The following is a 16,754-nucleotide window of genomic DNA, read 5'->3' as shown; positions in this document are numbered from 1 at the left end:
TACCATGCCGCTGAAGCGACTCTAGTCCGTCGTGAAAAGCCTTTTTCTCGAGCTTGGACAGCCCCCAGTCTGCGTTGCACTTTTATTCCAAGCCAACGAACAACAGGGCGGACAGCGGAACAGCCCGTCGATGAAAAAAGGACAACCAACGGAGTATGTCAGAGACATGACGACCCCCTTGGGATACGCTAAAGATCGGTTCGTTTTCCCTGACCTCTCTGCGCATGGATACTATTGCCCCCACTTAATCCATTCATGGCTGTCCGTCTGTCCGGCAAAACACGTACAAGGGGAATTTTACAGCAATGATGAAAGGTTGACCTCATCGCCTGTGTCGTTTGCCATTGCGGGGACTGCCGGACTTGTCGTCTGCGGGGGGGGCAATGCGCCGTGATCCGGCGCTGGCTCAAGAGATGAAGAAAACGGAGAGCAGGAGGGAAAGCGATGAGGGGCGGGAATGGGAAACCGACGAGACTGCTAGGGGCAACGGGTTGTCGAATCTTCCGGCAAGATATCAAAAACTCCGCATGACAACCGGATCGCGCTCCCGGATGCCATTGGAGGCTGGCACGTTTGACACGCAGCGCTTGTGCCGGATTTCCAGGTCCGTCGTTCGCTCGGAAAAGCGACTGGAGGATGTCGCCACGCACATGCGGACGTGCGGCGGCTCGTGCTGCTCCTTGAGGCGGGATTCGTCTCTGGGGCGGGGGTGTCCGGGGTGGCTCCTAACCCTGTCCGCTGATGGCGAATTTGCGCAGACTGCGTACGTTCGAGAGCCCCAGCTTGTTGACCATCCGCGTCAGATAAGTCTCCACCGTCCGCGGGCTGATACCGAGACTTTCGGCAATCTCCGTGTTGCTCTCGCCGCGGGCCATGGCCGAGAAGATAACCCGCTCCTGATCGCTGAGCAGAAAAAGCGGGTCCGTGGCCGGAGAGCCGGCCGTTTCCTCCAGGCTTGATTTGGCGTGGGCGCTCACGAAGCATTCACCGCGCAGAATGCCCTCTATTCCTTCCAGCAGCACGCCTATGGGCTCGCGTTTGGTCACATAGCCGTTGGCACCGCAGCGCAGCGCACGGTCGATGGTGCCGGGGTCTTCGTGCATGGAATAGACCAGTGTGCGGACACCGTGTTCGGCCAGATCGACGAGCAGGTCCAGGCCGCTGCCGTCGGCCAGCGAAAGGTCCAGCAGCGCGAGGTCGAAGGCGGCCTGCTCCAGGCACGCCTTGGCGTCGACGCGGGTTCCGGCCTCCACGCCGGGCGTGTAGCCGTTGGCCTCCAGCAGCAGGTTCAGCCCCTGACGCACGGCTGGGTGATCGTCGATGAGCAGAAAACGAAGATTCGCGGGGGTGTGGAACGGGTCAGCGAGAAACATCGGGGAGCGTTCTCCTTGTGGAGGTGGGGGAAGAGTGCCTGTCGCACGGGGCTGCGCAGGTGACAATGGTGCCTCCCTGCGGTGCGTCCTCTATAGTCAACTTGGCGTGGATGACGCCGGCACGGTGGGCCATGATGCCGAGCCCGAGTCCTCCCCCCCGGGAGCTCTGCCGTGCGGAGGCCGTGCGGCCAATGCCGTCATCGCAAACAGTTAAGGTGATGCCGTCTTGGGCGGAGCAGTGCAGCTTCACGCGGATGGTGTGCGCCTGTGCGTGTTTGGCCGCATTGGTCAATGCCTCCTGGGCGATACGGTACAGCGTGCTCATGTTGGAATTGGTGCATTGCCCGCAGTGGCGGTGCCTTTCGATCCGCACGTCTGCGCCCGTATCCCTGGCGATGCGTCGGACCAGATCGTCCAGCGAGGGGCCGGGCATTGCGGGGTCGTGTTCTACGGGCCAGAGACCGCGTGAGGTGCGGTAGGCATCATCGGTGGAGGCGTCCAGCAAGGCAGCAAGGCTGGCTACAGTCGTGGCGTCGTCCGTTCCGGCAAGCCGCTTGTTCAGGATGGATGCGCGCAGCCGGGCTCCGGTGAGCTTCTGGCACAGGCCGTCGTGCAGTTCGTGGCTGATGCGCCTGCGTTCATCCTCGCTGATGCTGATCACTTCCTGTTCGAGCCGGTTGCGGTCTTCCATCTCCGCCATGAGTGACTGGTTTTTGTGCTCCAGCTCCTCGGAGAGTTTTTCCACGGACAGAAAGGCATGGCTGAAGCGTTTGGCCAGCGCCAGCGACTGGGTGACAACCAGAAAGAGTATGCCGAATTTGATCAGGTAGGGCGTGTTGATATGCTTGGTGTGGGAGAGACCGTCGTTCAGGCTGGCGAGGAGGGACACTCCGCTGCCGAGCAGCAGCAACCCTGCGCCGCTCATTCCGCGCCAGGCGCAGGCGGACAGGCGCAGGACGTAATAGATGGCGCAGCCCAACCCAACAAATATGCTGAATGCGATGTACTGGGAAATGAGGTGATCTGGCGCGGTCGGCAGCAGCGCAAGGAATATCAGGAAGCGAAGGTCAACCAGATGGCGGACGGCAGGGTGGAAGACCTGCGGGTAGAGCGAGGAGTAGAACCGGAAGAGCATGGGGGCGCAGGCCATGTAGAAAAACAGGGGGATGTATTCGTACCAACGGGGCGACAGGGCCGGAAGGAATCGGTTGATGGCCCAGAAGGACGTGTTGGAGGTCATGCTGTAGCACAGCAGGCACAGGCAGAAGACGCTAAAGTAGCCCGCCGAAATCTGCGTCCGGTCCAGATGGAACAGAAAGAGGTGGTACAGCACTGTGATCATCAGGCAGCCGGCGAAGAAGTAGGCAAAGGTCCAGGTTCTGTCGCGCTCGGCTTCCAGAGGGCCGGGCGGAGCCAGCCGCAGCCCCTCCGGCACGCCGCCAGCGCGAAAATGGTGGTTGGATATCTGGAGCACGAGTTCCAGATTCTCCCCTTTGGGGGTGATGCCGGCCAATACCAGCGAGCGCTGAGGTGTCTCGCTGTCTGCATCCGTGCCCACGGTGCCGCTGCCCGCCACGAACTCGCCGTTGGCCCACAGCCGGTAGGCCATGGGGATGTCGAAGAGCCGTAATGTCAGCGTGTGCGCCTCCGGCCAGAGGCGCAGCCGCAGTCGCAGGGTGGCCTGCCCCGTTCCGCCCAGCTCTTCACCATTTACGAGCATTCCTTTCCATGTGCCGGGCAGCGAAATCAGGCCTGACGGTGCAAGGGCGGTGTTTTCAACGAAGTCCTGCGGCGTCAGCAGGCGATTCCAGTAAAACTCCCACGCGCCGTCCAGCCGGGCGGGGCCCATGGTCGCCGGGTCAAAGAGCCGCAGGTCCAGTACGCCGTTTTCGGCCAGCGGACCACCATTCGCCGTTGCCCGGCAGCACGGCAGCAAAAGAAAGGCGGCTGTTAGCAGCAGCGCCAAACGCAACGGAAAGGGGTGGAATGCTCGGTTCATTCCTGGCGCGGAGAAAGGGCGCAGTGGGTTTCTGTTCATCATAGGTCTGCGGGGGGGGGCTGAGATGGGTGCGCTTTATGCGAGAGGCGGACAATATACGACGAGTTGGTCTTTCAACCCTCCCAACCTGTTCCGGCCAGACAGACCTGCCCGTTCACAACGAAGGCCAGGGGCGCCTTCTTCTTCGTCAATGCACCTGCGGGAAGAGGAAATTGCCATGGCCCCTTCCTGCCGATTCGCCCCGCATTGCCGCTCCCGAACCGACAACGGAACACGGATTAGACAGAACGCAATAATGACAGAGAGCGCTTACAGAAGAAATATATCTTTAGCAAGATATTTTAGGCAGGTTGCGGGGTGTAGCTGTCCTCGAAACCGGAGAACAAAGAGTTTCTGCCGAAGCAGGCAGAAAGGATGGCTGGACGGCGCAAACAGAGGTGCGGCTTTTGGCAAAACAGAAGGTGCTCATTGGAGTGGTTCGTGGAGTGCACAGAGGTCGTATCCACCTGGCACCGCCCGCCCCCTTACTTTTCCAGCGCCTTGTCCGTCAGCTCCGGGAGCAGGGTTCCGGCCTTGCCCTGGAGGAAGATGTCGCTGAAGCCGTAGGAGTAGCGGGTTTCGTGGAGGTTGATCTCGATGACGGTGCCGCCTGAGTTCTTGATCAGGTGGGGTATGCGGCCCGCGGGCATGACCTCGCCCCCGGTGCCTACGATGAGGCAGAGGTCGCTGGCCTGGGCCAGTTCCGTGGCCGCCCGGTGGACCTCAAAGGGGATGGGCTCGGAAAAGAAGACGAAATCCGGCTTGAGCGTGCCGCCGCAGGCCGGGCAGGGCGGGGGTAGGCGGTCAAGGGCGATGGATGCGGAGTCGAAGAAGGCCCGGCAGGAGAGGCACTGCATGCGCCGGGTGGAGCCGTGGTATTCATGGACCGTGCGGCTTCCGGCGGCCTGATGCAGGCCGTCGATGTTCTGGGTGATGACCCCGGCCAGGAGGCCGGCCGTCTCCAGCTCGGCCAGGGCGAGGTGCGCCGCATTGGGCCGCGCCCGGGCCAGGGTGTCGAAAAAGATGGTCTTGAGCAGGGGCCAGACCTCCTGCGGATGGCGCTTGAAATACCCCTTCTCGAACTTTTCCGGGTCGTATTTCGACCATACTCCCCCCGGACCGCGAAAGGGCGGGATGCCCGATTCCACGGAGATGCCCGCGCCGGTAAAGGCCACGGCGCAGCGGGCCTTCCCCAGGATGCGGGCGGCGTTTGCCAGCGCGTCATTGCTCATGGCGACTCCTTTGCCCGACCCATAGCACGGTGCGCGGTCAATGCAAACTCCGGCCTGGTGGTCGGCATCGTTGCCGGAAAGCGCCGCAACAGGAGCGCCAAGCCGAGAGTCGAAACAGCACCATCTTAGGCTGTTCAAAAATGGTGAGATGCTAGGCGCGAAAAAAGGTCACAAATCCGCTGTCCTGCGGATTTGTGACCTTTTTGAATAAGTTTTCTGTACGGCTCGAAGACTCGCCTACAGCCACTTAACGACAGCAGATCGCCGTTTTTCAACAGCCTGCTAAGGGTTGATCGTGGTACCCAGCAGCCTGAGGAACTCGCGGATCAGGGCCGGGTGGGAGGGCCAGGCCGGGGAGGTGACGAGATTCCCGTCCACATGGGCGTTGCTGAAGGTCTCGTTGGTGTTGACCCAGGTGGCCCCGCCTACCTCCAGATCGGGCCGCACCGCAGGATAGGCCGTGCAGGATTTGCCCTGGACCACGCCTGCGGCCACCAGCACTTGTGGGCCGTGGCACACGGCGGCGATGGGCTTGCCCGCCTTGGCGAAGTGGCGCACGATCTCAAGCACCCGCTCGTTGAGGCGGATGTATTCCGGGGCGCGCCCGCCGGGGATGACCAGCCCGTCGTAGGCGGCCGGGTCCACGGACTCGAAGTCGGCGTTGAGCAGAAAGTTGTGGCCGGGCTTCTCGCTGTAGGTCTGGTGGCCCTCGAAGTCGTGAATGGCCGTGGCCACGGTCTCGCCCGCCTTCTTGCCCGGGCACACGGCATGGACCTCGTGCCCGACCATGAGCAGCATCTGGAACGGGACCATCACCTCGTAATCCTCGACAAAATCACCGACCAGCATCAGTATCTTCTTCACGGACATGTCGCACCTCCTGAGGTTTTCGGACTCTGCCTTTCCTACCCTGATTGGGAGCGGGGCACAACCGTAGCAATGGCAGGTCGGCGCGACAGAGTCCGTCTTGCCGGGCCGCGGCGGCGGGGCGGGCACGAATTATAACTGCGCACCCGGTGGGCTCCGGTATATCCGATTGAGCATCGGGCGGATTTGGTCTATCCTTCACAGGATAACGGCGAACACGGATTTTTCCAATCAGCATAAAGAGTCGTTGAAAAACTCGAAAACACAGGCTGTTCAATAATGGTGAGATGCAAGGCGCGAAAAGAGGTCAAGGCCGAAGCGTACTCCTGGTACGCGAGGATCTGCCCCTTTTTGAAGCAACGCAGCAGATCGCCGTTTTTCAACAGCCTAGCAAGGAGTCGATCATGAGTACCATCACTGGCGTCTGGGCCCGCGAGATTCTGGATTCGCGTGGCAATCCCACTGTTGAGGTCGAGGTCATTCTCGAATCCGGCGTCATGGGCCGCGCTGCCGTGCCCTCGGGCGCGTCCACCGGCTCGCGCGAGGCCCTGGAGCTGCGCGACAAGGAAGAGCGCTACAACGGCAAGGGCGTCATGACCGCCGTGGAAAACGTGCGCGGCGAGATCGCCGGGGCGGTTATCGGCATGGACTGCCTGCGCCAGAACACCCTGGACAACGCGCTCATCACCCTCGACGGCACCGAGAACAAGGAGCGCCTGGGCGCCAACGCCATGCTCGGCGTGTCCATGGCCGCGGCCCGCGCCGCCTCGCGCTTTCTGGGCCTGCCCCTGTATCAGTACCTGGGCGGGGTCAATGCCAAGCTGCTGCCCGTGCCGCTGATGAACATCATCAACGGCGGCGAGCACGCGCCCAACAACCTGGACATCCAGGAATTCATGATCATGCCAGTGGGCGCGGAGACCTTTGCCGAGGCCCTGCGCATGGGTGCCGAGACCTTCCACAAGCTCAAGGCGATCCTGGCCAAGGACGGGCACGTCACCTCGGTGGGCGACGAGGGCGGCTTCGCCCCGAACCTCAAGTCCCACGCCGAGGCATTCGAGTACATCATCCGGGCCATCGAGGGCGCGGGATACGAGCCCGGCCGCGACATCTGCCTGGCCATCGACGCGGCGGCCAGCGAGTTCTACAAGGACGGCAAGTACGTCCTGGCGGGCGAGGGCAAGACATTCTCCTCGGCCGAGCTGGTCGACTTCTACGACGACTTCACCTCACGCTTCCCGCTGGTGTCCATCGAGGACGGGCTGGCCGAGGGCGACTGGGACGGCTTTGCCCTGCAGACCGACAAGATGGGCGACCGCATCCAGCTGGTGGGCGATGACATCTTCGTGACCAACCCCGACATCCTGGCCGAGGGCATAGACCGGGGCGTGTGCAACTCCATCCTGATCAAGCTCAACCAGATCGGCACCGTGTCCGAGACCCTGGACACCATCGAGCTGGCCAAGACCGCGGGATACACCACGGTCATCTCCCACCGCTCGGGCGAGACCGGCGACCACTTCATCGCCGACCTGGCCGTGGCGGTCAACGCGGGCCAGATCAAGACCGGCTCCCTGTGCCGTTCGGACCGGCTCGAAAAGTATAACCAGCTCCTGCGCATCGAGGAAGACCTGGGCGACGACGGGGCCTACTACGGCCCGGTGCTCGGCGGCAGCTTCTTCGAGGAGGAGTAGGGATACGGCGCGGCCGCGACAGCGATGTCAGGACCGCGCCACCATTTGTCAAGATCATGGGATGGGCCGCGCCGGGGGGAGACTCCCGGCGCGGCGGCCCGGATACCACGCAAGTCCGTGCCGAGCGGGCTTTTTACTCGCCGGAGGCGACAATCATGATTCTACTCGACGGCAAGGCGACGGCGGCCACCATCCGGGCCGAGATCAAAGAGGAAGTGACCAGTCTCGCGGCCAGATTCGGGCGCAGGCCCGGACTGGCGGTGGTCCTGGTGGGCAACGATCCGGCCAGCCAGGTGTATGTGCGCAACAAGGAGCGGGCCTGCGAGGACTGCGGCATCGTCTCCATGCCGCATCGCCTGGAGAATGCCTCCCAGCTTGAGCTTGAGGGGCTGATCCAGCAACTCAACCGCGACGTGAACGTGGACGGCATCCTGGTTCAGCTGCCCCTGCCCAAGGGACTCGACAGCCAGCGCATCCTCGACCTCATCGACCCGAACAAGGACGTGGACGGTTTCCACCCGGTCAACGTGGGCAAGCTCAGTTTGGGGCTGCCCGGGTTCAGGCCCTGCACCCCGGCCGGAGTGATCACCCTGCTCAAGCGCTACAATCTTGATCCGGCCTGCAAGAAGGCCGTGGTCATCGGCCGCTCCAACATCGTGGGCAAGCCGCTGGCCATGATGCTCTCGCAAAGCGGCCCCTGTGCCAACGCCACCGTGACCCTGTGCCACTCGCGCACGGCCGACCTCAAGGCCGAGTGCCGCGAGGCGGATTTCGTGTTCGCGGCCATCGGCGTACCGGGGTTTGTCACGGCGGATATGGTCAAGGAGGGTGCCGTGGTGGTGGATGTGGGCATCAACCGCACTGACGAGGGCCTGGCCGGAGACTGTGATTTCGAGGGCCTCAAGGACAAGGTCCATGCCATGACCCCGGTGCCCGGCGGCGTCGGGCCCATGACCATCGCTCAACTGATGGTCAACACCCTGGAGGCGTACAAGCTCCACGTTGGCGCGTAGCAACTCTCCTGGCGGCGATCAGGGGCGGTCCGGGATGCCGGGCCGCCCTTTTTTTCCGTCTCTGGCCGTTTTGGCGGGTCTGGGCATTTGCTTTTCCGCGCAGGTTTCGTGTAGCGTGGCCCGGGTTTGAAACACGCAGAGTCGCCGGTCGCCGGGCCGGAACAGGAGGCAGAAGATGGGCAGTGTTTTTGTGGCCGGGGCCACAGGGGTCATAGGCTCGGCCGTGCTGGCGGCCCTGGGCGAGGCAGGGGCGGATGTGGTGGCCGGGACGCACATTCCGGAAGAGATCGAGCCTCTGGCGCGTGAGGGCGTCCAGGCCCGGGTTTTCGATTTTTCGGATCAGGAGTCCATGGTCCGGGCCATGCAGGGGTGTGACAGGCTTTTCCTGACGCTGCCCCTGGCCGAGGGCATGACCCGGCGGGGGCATCTGGCCGTGCAGGCGGCCAAGGCGGCGGGCATCGGTCACATCGTGCGTTCTAGCGCCTACGCCGCTTCCTCCGACGCCCACTGGCGACTCGGCCGCGAGCACGGCACCGTGGACCAGTTTGTGGAGGATTCGGGCATTCCCTTCACCATCCTGCGGCCCAATTCGGTCATGCAGCGTTTCGTCTCCGTCCTGGCCCCCATGGTACGTTCGGGTGTCCTGGCCCTGCCCGAGGAGTACGCCAAGGTAAGCTACATCGACGCCTGCGACATCGGGGCCTGCGCGGCCCGGCTGCTGCTCGACGGCGAGGCTCATCACGGCCGCACCTACGCTCTGACCGGACCCCAGGGAATCTCCCTGGCCGAGGTGGCGGCCATTCTCTCCGGCGCAATCGGCCGCGAGGTGGTCTACCGGCCCGTGGACGAGTCGGTGTATGTGGAGAACCTGTCCCGGGACAATGTGCCCGAGTGGACCGTGAACATGCTGGTCAGCCTGACCCGTGTGGTCAAGCTCGGCATGATGGGCAACGTGACCGGGGCCGTGGCGCACCTGACAGGCGGCGAACCCCGCAGCTTCGCCGCCTTTGCCTCGGATCACGCCGGAATCTGGTCGTAGGAAGTCGGCGTGCTCAAGGGGCAAAACCGGCTGGTGGCGGCCATCAAGTCCGTTGCCGCAGGAAACTACTCGAACGATATCATGGAGCTGACCGGCCCGGACTATCCCCCGGAGGTCCGGGAGCTGGCCGAGGCCGTGGGGCTGATGATGGTCCGCATCGAGGCCAGGGAGTTCCACCTGGAGCAGCTCATGGCGACCATCCGCACCAACTCCCTTGGCGCGGTCACGGCCGTGGTCAACGCCCTGGGCGCACGCGATGCCTATACCGAGGGCCATGGCGAGCGGGTGGCCGTCTATGCCGAGCGGTTGGCACGGAGGCTGGGCCTTGACGAAGAGGAGGTGGAGCGCGTCCGCGTCGCGGGCATGCTGCACGATATAGGCAAGATCGGCTTCAGCGATCTGGTCTTCTCCAATGAAGACACAGGGATGAACGAGGAGATGCTCCTTGAGATCCGCAGCCATCCGCAGTGGGGATACGACATCCTCAAGAATCTCGATTTTCTTGGCCCGGCCCTGGATTATGTTCACGCCCATCACGAGCGCATGGACGGCCGGGGCTATCCGCGAGGGTTGTGCGCGGATGAGATACCCCTGGGAGCCCGGGTGCTGGCCGTGGCCGACTGCTTTGACGCCATGACCACCGACCGGCCCTATCAGCGGGGCAGGACTCCTCAGGCCGCCCTGGCCATCCTCGGCTCCCTGGCTGGCGAAGCCCTGGACCCGGCCGTGGTGGAAGCCTTCATCGTCGAGATTGAGGACAACGGCATGGCGGAATAGCGGCCGGGGCCGCCCGGCCCATTGCCCTGTCGTGGAAACGGGAAGGCGCATTCTCATTTACTTTTCAATTTCGTGTGGTATGTTTCAGTGATGGATGTTCGTTTCCCGAAAACCATCGAATACCGCCCATGCCCCGACGCATCGCCTGTCTGATACCCCTTCTGGTCGGTTTGGCCCTGGCCGCAGCCCTGGCCGCCATTGTGCATGCCGATGGCCTGCGTCATGCCCAACAGACCCGGCTTGAGGTCTTTCATCGTCTGTCCATGGTTCAGGGCGGGTTTGAGGGCGCTCTCAATGCCCGGCTGCTCCTGGCCCGCACCCTCAGGGTGGTGATCTCTCTTGACCCGGATCTGAATCAGCAGGCGTTTGCCAATCTGGTCAAGGGGCTGCTTGCGGACATGGGCGGAGTGCGCTTCGTGAAGCTGGTCAGGGACGACCGGATCACTCATGCCTTTCCGGAGGCCACAGCCCGGCCGGGGCAGCGCCTGTCCGATGTCTCCCCCCCGGAGGTGGGGCAGGCGGCGCTTCGTGCTGCCCGGACAGGCCAGATCCAGGTGCTGGCGCCAACCAGAATGCCTGAAGGGGACGAGTCCGTGGTGGCCCTCATGCCCGCAGTTCTTCCCGACGGCGGCCATTGGGGCATGGTCGTGATGTGGATCGAGGCGCGTCCCCTGCTGCGCGAGGCCGGGATCATGGATGCCTCCCTGCGGCTGGACATCGCCTTTCGGGAGCAGACGGCGGACGGTTGGCGGCTGATGCACGGCGCCGCGTCGGTCTTTGCGGCGGACCCGGTGGTCATGAATACGCCTGTGCCCCAAGGGGTGTGGCAGGCGGGTGCCGTTCCCCTGGGCGGCTGGCGGCCATCGCCCAACCGCGTCCCCCTGATATTTGGCGGCGGAGCTCTCGTCCTTGTGGTCACGACCGCTCTGCTGGCCATCATGCGCCTGTTGTCCGTCAGGCTCAGGGAGCGCGAGCAGTATCGTTATCTGGTGCAAAACGCCCGCAGTATCATCCTGCGGATCGATCAGGCCGGAGACATCGTCTTCTGCAACGAGCACACGGAACGGCTCCTTGGTTACGAACCGGGCGAACTCATGGGCATGCCCCTTGTGGGCACGCTGATTCCCGAGCGCGGACCGGACGGCGAGTCCGCCAAACGGCGGCTCAACAAGCTCCTGCGCGACCCGGCCGAGCCGGTCCTCGCCGAAACCGCAGTCATCCGCAGAAGCGGCGAACTGGTCTGGGTCTCCTGGGCCTATTCGCCGGTACGCTCGCCCGACGGAACCCTGGTGGAGCTGCTGTGCGTGGGCACGGAGATCACCGATCGCCGCAAGGCGGAGGAGGCCCTGCGCAAGAGCGAGAGGCAGTATCGGCTGCTTGCCGACAACGTCACGGATGTCATCTGGGGGACGGACGCGGATCTGCGCGTCACCTTTGTCAGCAAATCGGACCTGGGTCTGCGCGGCTTTGCCCGGGCCGATGTTCTGGGGCGGCCCCTTTGCGAGTTTCTGACCGGGGTCTCGCGAGGGAGACTCCAGGAGGCGGTAGCCACCCTCAAGGGCATGGTCGCCATGGGGCCGGAGCAACTGCCCGCCGTGACGCAGGATCTCGAGTTTCTCTGCGCGGACGGGCGCTCCATCTGGCTTGAGACGCGGCTTGGGCTGCTGCTCAACGAGTCGGGCGATAGCGTGGGGATGCTTGGCGTGGGGCGGGACATCACGGACCGCAAGCTGGCCGAGGCGCTGCGCGACGACGTGGAGCGCATGGCCCGGCATGACCTCAAGACGCCCCTTGGCGCGGTGGTGGGGCTGCCCGGCGAGATTCTTCGGTTGGGCGGGTTGTCCGAGGCCCAGTCAGCCATGCTCCTGACCATCGAGCAGGCGGGCGAGGCCATGCTCACCCTGATAAACCGCTCCCTGGACCTTTTCAAGATGGAGCGCGGCACCTATGTCCTGAACCGAAGCCCGGTGGACCTGCTCCAGACCCTGGAGCGGATCAAGGCGGAATGCCGCTTCATCCTGCGGGAAAAGGGCGTCAGCGTGGGCATCGAAGTGGAGGGGGGGATGCCCGACGAGGCGGTCGTGATCCCGGCCGAGGAGGATTTGTTGCACTCCATGCTCGCCAATCTGCTGCTCAATGCCTTTCAGGCCTCGCCCGAAGGGGGCTCTGTGACCATCTCCCTGGCCCTGGGAGATCCTCTGACCTTGACCATCCGCAACCAGGGCGAAGTGCCTCCGGGTATCCGCGAAGCCTTCTTCCAGAAATACGCCCGTGCCGAAGCCTCGCCCGGCTCCGGCCTGGGAACCTATTCCGCCCGCCTCATGGCCCTCACCCACGGCGGCGACATCTCCCTCGACGCCGCCACCCCAGGCGAAACCCGCGTCATTGTCACCCTGCCCCGGCGGTGAAACGCCTCCCGGCAAGGCGCCTTTCTGTCAGCCATGGATTTTTCTTAGCAGCCAGGCCATGTTTTGGCCCAGGATTTCCATGGTTTCCATGGCTTCGGCGTCGTCGGCCACCTGGCCCTTGTCCATGCCCCGGCCCAGGTTCCAGTAGCGCGAGCCGGGCACGACCATCTGCTCGATGAAGAAGAAGGCGTTGAGCGCGTTGAAGGTGAGCATATCGCCGCCGCGGCGGCTGACCACAACGGGGGCGCCCACCTTGAGGGCGAACATGTCGCCGTTGACCCGGCCGACCATGCCGGCGCGGTCGATGAGCGCCTTCATCTCGGCGGTGACGTTGGCGAAATAGGTGGGCGAGCCGAGGACGATCCCGTCGGCCGCGTCCATGGCCGCGATACAGTCGTTGGCGAAGTCGTTGTCCACCGCGCAACGGCGGTCCTTGTTCTTGATGCACTTGTAGCAGGCGATGCAGCCGTGCATGGCTTTGCCCGAAAGCTCGATAAGCTCGGTTTCGATACCCTCGGCCTCAAGCTGTTCGAGCACCTTGCGGAGCATCAGAGCCGTATTGCCCCCTTTGCGCGCACTGCCGTTAATGGCGACTACCTTCATGTTTCCCTCCTCGTCGTCTGTTGAAAAACGTCCGATTGCTGCGTTGCTTCAAAAAAGGTCACAAATCCATAGGACAGCGGATTTGGACGTCGGCCCAGCCGACGCCCCGACGGGGCGAATCAAATCCTCGCGCACAGGAAGTACATCTCTGCTCTCATGATCCGTAAGGCTCGAAAACTCGTCAACGGCTCAAGAGCTTCGGCCTTGCCCTTTTGTTGCGCCTATCGCTGCTGTCCTGACCCGTAGGATTCGCCGAAGACGGCTCATCAGCGGCTCAAGGCTGTACGCGAACATTTTTGAACAGACTGGGCTAATGAGTATTATCAACACACAACGAATACATGTTGTAGTGTATCCTGTCCTCGCGGAAGCGGTTGACCTCGCCGGACGGCTGGGCTGGCCAGCCCATGGGCGCGAACCCGAGGGGGATCACTCCCTGCGGCAGACCCGCCAGTTTCGTGAAGGCGCTGACCCGCTCCTCGATGGGATAGATGCCGGTCCAGACCGCGCCAAGCCCCAGGCCATGGGCGGCCAGCAGCAGGTTCTGCATGGCGGCAGCGCAGTCCTGCACCCAGTAGCCCGCGTACTTCTCCAAGGAAAGATCGCCGCAGACCAGGATGCCGACGGGCGCGTGGGCCGCCATCTTGGCATAGGGATGCACGGCCGCCGCCTCGGCCAGCTTGGCCGGGTCGTTCAGGATTACGAACTGCCAGGGCTGGGCATTGCCTGCGCTGGGCGCTGCCATGGCCGCTTCGAGTACCTGACGGATCATGGCCTCGGGCACGGCCCTGGCCTCGAATTTGCGTATGCTGCGGCGGGTGCGCAGGGCGTGCATCAGATCCATGGGCTTCTCCTTTGACCCCGGCAGTTGCGGCCGGAGCGTGTTTACCTTCAGTCTCTTTTCCGCTATCAGGCGAAAAACATCAAGTACGCACGGCAAAGTGCCATAGTCACCAAAAAGATACTGCCGGCCCCGGATCGCAAAGGGGCAGGGCGAGGAGAAGCCATGAGCGGCAGCTGCACCCTCAAGCATTGCGGCAACAAGACCTACTATTGCAGCGTGGAGCTGACCCTTCAGATCATCGGCGGCAAATGGAAGCCGATCATCATGTACCGGCTGGGCGATGGCGGAGTCCTGCGCTTTAGCGAGATCAGGCGTTCCATTCCCAACATCACGCAGAAGATGCTTACCCAGCAGTTGCGCGAACTGGAGGCCGACGGAGTGGTCAGCCGCAAGGTGCATCCCCAGGTGCCGCCCCGCGTGGACTACTCCCTGACCGAGCTGGGTATGAGCGTCATGCCGGTCATTGAGTCTCTGTGCCAATGGGGCAAGCGGTATGAGCAATGGGCAGCAAGGGGAGAGGGGCGGGCAGGAGCCGTCACCCTTTGATAAATTGGGCGACATTGTGTACTGTCCCGCAATCGGAAGGAGTCGTTTCATGAGGAGAGCATGTCCCATTCGCCGCAATTTCATCTGACCGAGATCAAGTCCGGCTGGCTTGAGGCGTACATCGTCCTTGGAGGAGCCCGATACGACCTGAGTGCGCATTGCGCCCTGTCCGAGCCGCTCAAGGATCTTTTTCGCTGCCTGTGCGATGTCCATGGTCTGGATGCGCCGCCGGACATGGCCGTGGACTATCATCACCTGGAGTTCGAGTGGGTGGGCGAGGGTTGGCTTTACTATTGGTCCCTCGCGCCCGGCCCTGGCGGGCGCCTTGAGGTGAGGGTGGAGTTCAAGGGCAAGCGCGAGGTGGGCGGGGTCGAGTACCCGGTCTGGAGCATCTGTTTTGACACGGATTGGGCCGCCCTGGCCGGGCAGGTTTTCGACCAGTCCGCGAGCCTGCTGCGGCAGTATGGCTTTGCGGGCTATCTTGACCGCTGGTCCAGGGACTTTCCCGCCGGGCAGATGATGCGTCTTGGCCGTCTGCTGCACGGTCGCTCCTCGCAATGCGAGGGGTTGACCGGCGAACTGGCCTACCTTGGAGGAACCGCGTGACTCTCTGGCCCTCATGGGGCCGATGTCTGGCGATCTTGCCGTTGGCATTGGCCCTGGTCCCCTGTCTGATCTGGACCCCGCCCGCACAGGCCGACGACCTGCATGTCATGACCGAGAGGTATCCGCCGTTCAGCTATCAGGTGGACGGAGAGCCTCGGGGGTTTTGCGTCGATCTGGTGCGCCGCATTCTCGACCGCCTGGGGCTGGAAGACACGGAGATCATCTTTTATCCCTGGGCCAGGGCCTACAGGGCGTTGCAGGAGGAGGACGGCCGGGTGCTCTTCCCCCTGAGCCGGTCTCCCGCGCGCGAGCATCTGTTCCGTTTTGTGGGCCCGGTGTTCGAGGACACGCTCTATTTTTATGCGCGGCGCGGCGCGGAGTTGGAGATTGCCTCACTGGACGACGCCCGGCGGGTCGGGGCCATCGGCGTGACCCGCGACGACTTTTATCATCAATTCCTGGCAGCGCGGGGCTTTACCAATCTTGATGTCAGCACCTGTCAGGCACATGACTTTCGCAAGCTGGCCCAGGGCCGCGTGGATCTGGTGCCCATGGGTGAAAAGGCCCTGGCCCAATTTGTTGGCAGTATCGACGGGCTGGACCCGGCCATGTTCGAACGGGTCGGGCCTCCTGTCCACACCTCAGGGGTCTACATCGGCTTTTCCCGATCCACTCCTGATTCGGTGCTTCGGGCGTGGCGGCAGGCCCTGGACGACCTCAAGGCGGCCGGGGTCTATGATGCCGTGATGAACCGCTATTTTCCCCCGGCGGACAATTCCCGGCCCTAGCCGTGGTCATGTTGACAAAGCCTTGTTTGCTGGTAGGTTGCCACGATGCCGCGCCTGTCCGGGTGCGGCTGGACGCAGCCGGGAGAGACGATGTGCGACAGAGGTGAGCCGGGTCCGGTGTGGCGGGGCGGTCGAAAATGGGCCAGTGTGGTGCGTGCGCTGGCGGGCGTGGTGCTGGCGGCGGTTGCCGTGCTGGCCGCAGCGCCTGGAACCCTGGCCGGGGACAAGGCCGTGCTGCGCGTGTCATTCAATTCTCTGCCTCCATGGAAGGTGCTCAACCCGGATGATGAACCGGCGGGCATAGATGTGGAGCTTCTGGAGATGCTCGCCCAGCGGATGGGGCTGACCGTGGAGTACGTTCATTACCCCTTCAAGCGCGGCCTCAAGATGATGGAGAGCGGCGAGATAGACCTGATGACCAGCATACTGCGCCGGCCCGAGCGCGAGATGTACCTGCATTTCATCGAACCTCCGTACAAGAACGAGACGTGCAAGGCTTTTTACGTGCTCAAGGGACGGGAGCATGTCATCTCCAGCCATGCAGACCTGCGCGGTCTGCGCGTGGGCACGATCCTGGGCGTGGGGTATTATCCCGAGTTCGACGGCGACCCCGGCATCGACAGGTATCCGGTGGCCTCTATTGAACTCAACATCAGGATGTTGCTGGCAGGCCGCATCGACGCCTTTATTTCCACCGAGTCCTCGGGGGATTACCGGATTGCCGCAGCAGGGCTGGGAGACAAGGTGTCCAAGGTCGTGCATGTGTATCGTGAGCCCCAGAACGTGCATATGGCCCTCTCCCGGCGGTCGCCCCATGCGGCCCGGCTGGATGAGTTCAACCGGACCATGGCCGACCTGGTGGCCGAGGGGGCCGTTGATCGCGCCCGGGAGCGGTTGTTTCGGGAAGGCATTCGCTAGTCTGTTCC

At 63.4% G+C, this 16,754-nt stretch carries 15 protein-coding genes; 9 read left to right on the top strand and 6 right to left on the bottom strand.

Annotated elements, in window-relative coordinates:
* Positions 1-725: 725 nt before the first annotated feature.
* The 4 genes from GKC30_RS13090 to GKC30_RS13075 all read right to left on the bottom strand — a co-directional run bounded on the left by GKC30_RS13090 (position 726) and on the right by GKC30_RS13075 (position 5,513).
* Entirely contained in the window at positions 726-1,373 is a 648-nt protein-coding gene (locus GKC30_RS13090; protein ID WP_155935417.1) for a response regulator transcription factor, read from the bottom strand.
* Positions 1,360-3,372, bottom strand: coding sequence for a sensor histidine kinase (locus GKC30_RS13085; protein ID WP_231117169.1), 2,013 nt, complete (start codon positions 3,370-3,372; stop codon positions 1,360-1,362). Before GKC30_RS13085 ends, GKC30_RS13090 begins: the two co-directional genes overlap by 14 nt.
* A 524-nt stretch (positions 3,373-3,896) precedes the next feature.
* Complete coding sequence (locus GKC30_RS13080; protein WP_155935415.1) at positions 3,897-4,643, bottom strand: SIR2 family NAD-dependent protein deacylase; 747 nt, start codon at positions 4,641-4,643, stop codon at positions 3,897-3,899.
* A gap of 282 nt (positions 4,644-4,925) precedes the next feature.
* Positions 4,926-5,513: a DJ-1/PfpI family protein gene (locus GKC30_RS13075; protein ID WP_155935414.1), complete on the bottom strand. Its 588-nt coding sequence runs from the start codon at positions 5,511-5,513 to the stop codon at positions 4,926-4,928.
* 401 nt (positions 5,514-5,914) lie between these two features.
* Here GKC30_RS13075 and eno point away from each other — a divergent pair, with 401 nt between their 5' ends.
* From eno to GKC30_RS13050, 5 genes are all read left to right on the top strand, one after another.
* Complete coding sequence (gene eno, locus GKC30_RS13070; RefSeq protein WP_155935413.1) at positions 5,915-7,204, top strand: phosphopyruvate hydratase; 1,290 nt, start codon at positions 5,915-5,917, stop codon at positions 7,202-7,204.
* A 155-nt stretch (positions 7,205-7,359) separates the two neighbouring features.
* Positions 7,360-8,217, top strand: coding sequence for a bifunctional methylenetetrahydrofolate dehydrogenase/methenyltetrahydrofolate cyclohydrolase FolD (gene folD / locus GKC30_RS13065; RefSeq protein WP_155935412.1), 858 nt, complete (start codon positions 7,360-7,362; stop codon positions 8,215-8,217).
* Between the two features lie 175 nt (positions 8,218-8,392).
* Positions 8,393-9,256: an NmrA family NAD(P)-binding protein gene (locus GKC30_RS13060; RefSeq protein WP_155935411.1), complete on the top strand. Its 864-nt coding sequence runs from the start codon at positions 8,393-8,395 to the stop codon at positions 9,254-9,256.
* A gap of 9 nt (positions 9,257-9,265) precedes the next feature.
* Positions 9,266-10,033, top strand: coding sequence for an HD-GYP domain-containing protein (locus GKC30_RS13055; RefSeq protein WP_367614140.1), 768 nt, complete (start codon positions 9,266-9,268; stop codon positions 10,031-10,033).
* Positions 10,034-10,161: 128 nt separating this feature from the next.
* A complete protein-coding gene (locus GKC30_RS13050; RefSeq protein WP_155935410.1) occupies positions 10,162-12,441 on the top strand; it encodes a PAS domain S-box protein in 2,280 nt (759 codons plus the stop codon).
* A gap of 27 nt (positions 12,442-12,468) precedes the next feature.
* Here the strand turns inward: GKC30_RS13050 and GKC30_RS13045 are convergent, their stop codons facing one another.
* Positions 12,469-13,044, bottom strand: coding sequence for a flavodoxin family protein (locus tag GKC30_RS13045; protein ID WP_155935409.1), 576 nt, complete (start codon positions 13,042-13,044; stop codon positions 12,469-12,471).
* Positions 13,045-13,354: 310 nt separating this feature from the next.
* Positions 13,355-13,888 carry a nitroreductase family protein gene (locus GKC30_RS13040; protein WP_155935408.1) on the bottom strand — a complete coding sequence of 178 codons (534 nt, stop codon included), beginning with the start codon at positions 13,886-13,888 and terminating at the stop codon, positions 13,355-13,357.
* 162 nt (positions 13,889-14,050) lie between these two features.
* On the opposite strand from GKC30_RS13040, the gene GKC30_RS13035 reads away from it, so the two are divergent.
* From GKC30_RS13035 to GKC30_RS13020, 4 genes are all read left to right on the top strand, one after another.
* Positions 14,051-14,434, top strand: coding sequence for a winged helix-turn-helix transcriptional regulator (locus GKC30_RS13035; RefSeq protein ID WP_155935407.1), 384 nt, complete (start codon positions 14,051-14,053; stop codon positions 14,432-14,434).
* Between the two features lie 60 nt (positions 14,435-14,494).
* Complete coding sequence (locus GKC30_RS13030; protein ID WP_155935406.1) at positions 14,495-15,040, top strand: hypothetical protein; 546 nt, start codon at positions 14,495-14,497, stop codon at positions 15,038-15,040.
* Positions 15,041-15,075: 35 nt separating this feature from the next.
* Entirely contained in the window at positions 15,076-15,828 is a 753-nt protein-coding gene (locus GKC30_RS13025) for a substrate-binding periplasmic protein (protein WP_196772892.1), read from the top strand.
* 90 nt (positions 15,829-15,918) lie between these two features.
* Positions 15,919-16,746: a substrate-binding periplasmic protein gene (locus GKC30_RS13020; RefSeq protein WP_231117168.1), complete on the top strand. Its 828-nt coding sequence runs from the start codon at positions 15,919-15,921 to the stop codon at positions 16,744-16,746.
* The last annotated feature ends 8 nt before the right edge of the window (positions 16,747-16,754 follow it).

It is taken from the genome of Pseudodesulfovibrio alkaliphilus (genome assembly GCF_009729555.1).
Classification (GTDB): domain Bacteria; phylum Desulfobacterota; class Desulfovibrionia; order Desulfovibrionales; family Desulfovibrionaceae; genus Pseudodesulfovibrio; species Pseudodesulfovibrio alkaliphilus.
This window is presented reverse-complemented; position numbering and strand designations above follow the sequence as displayed.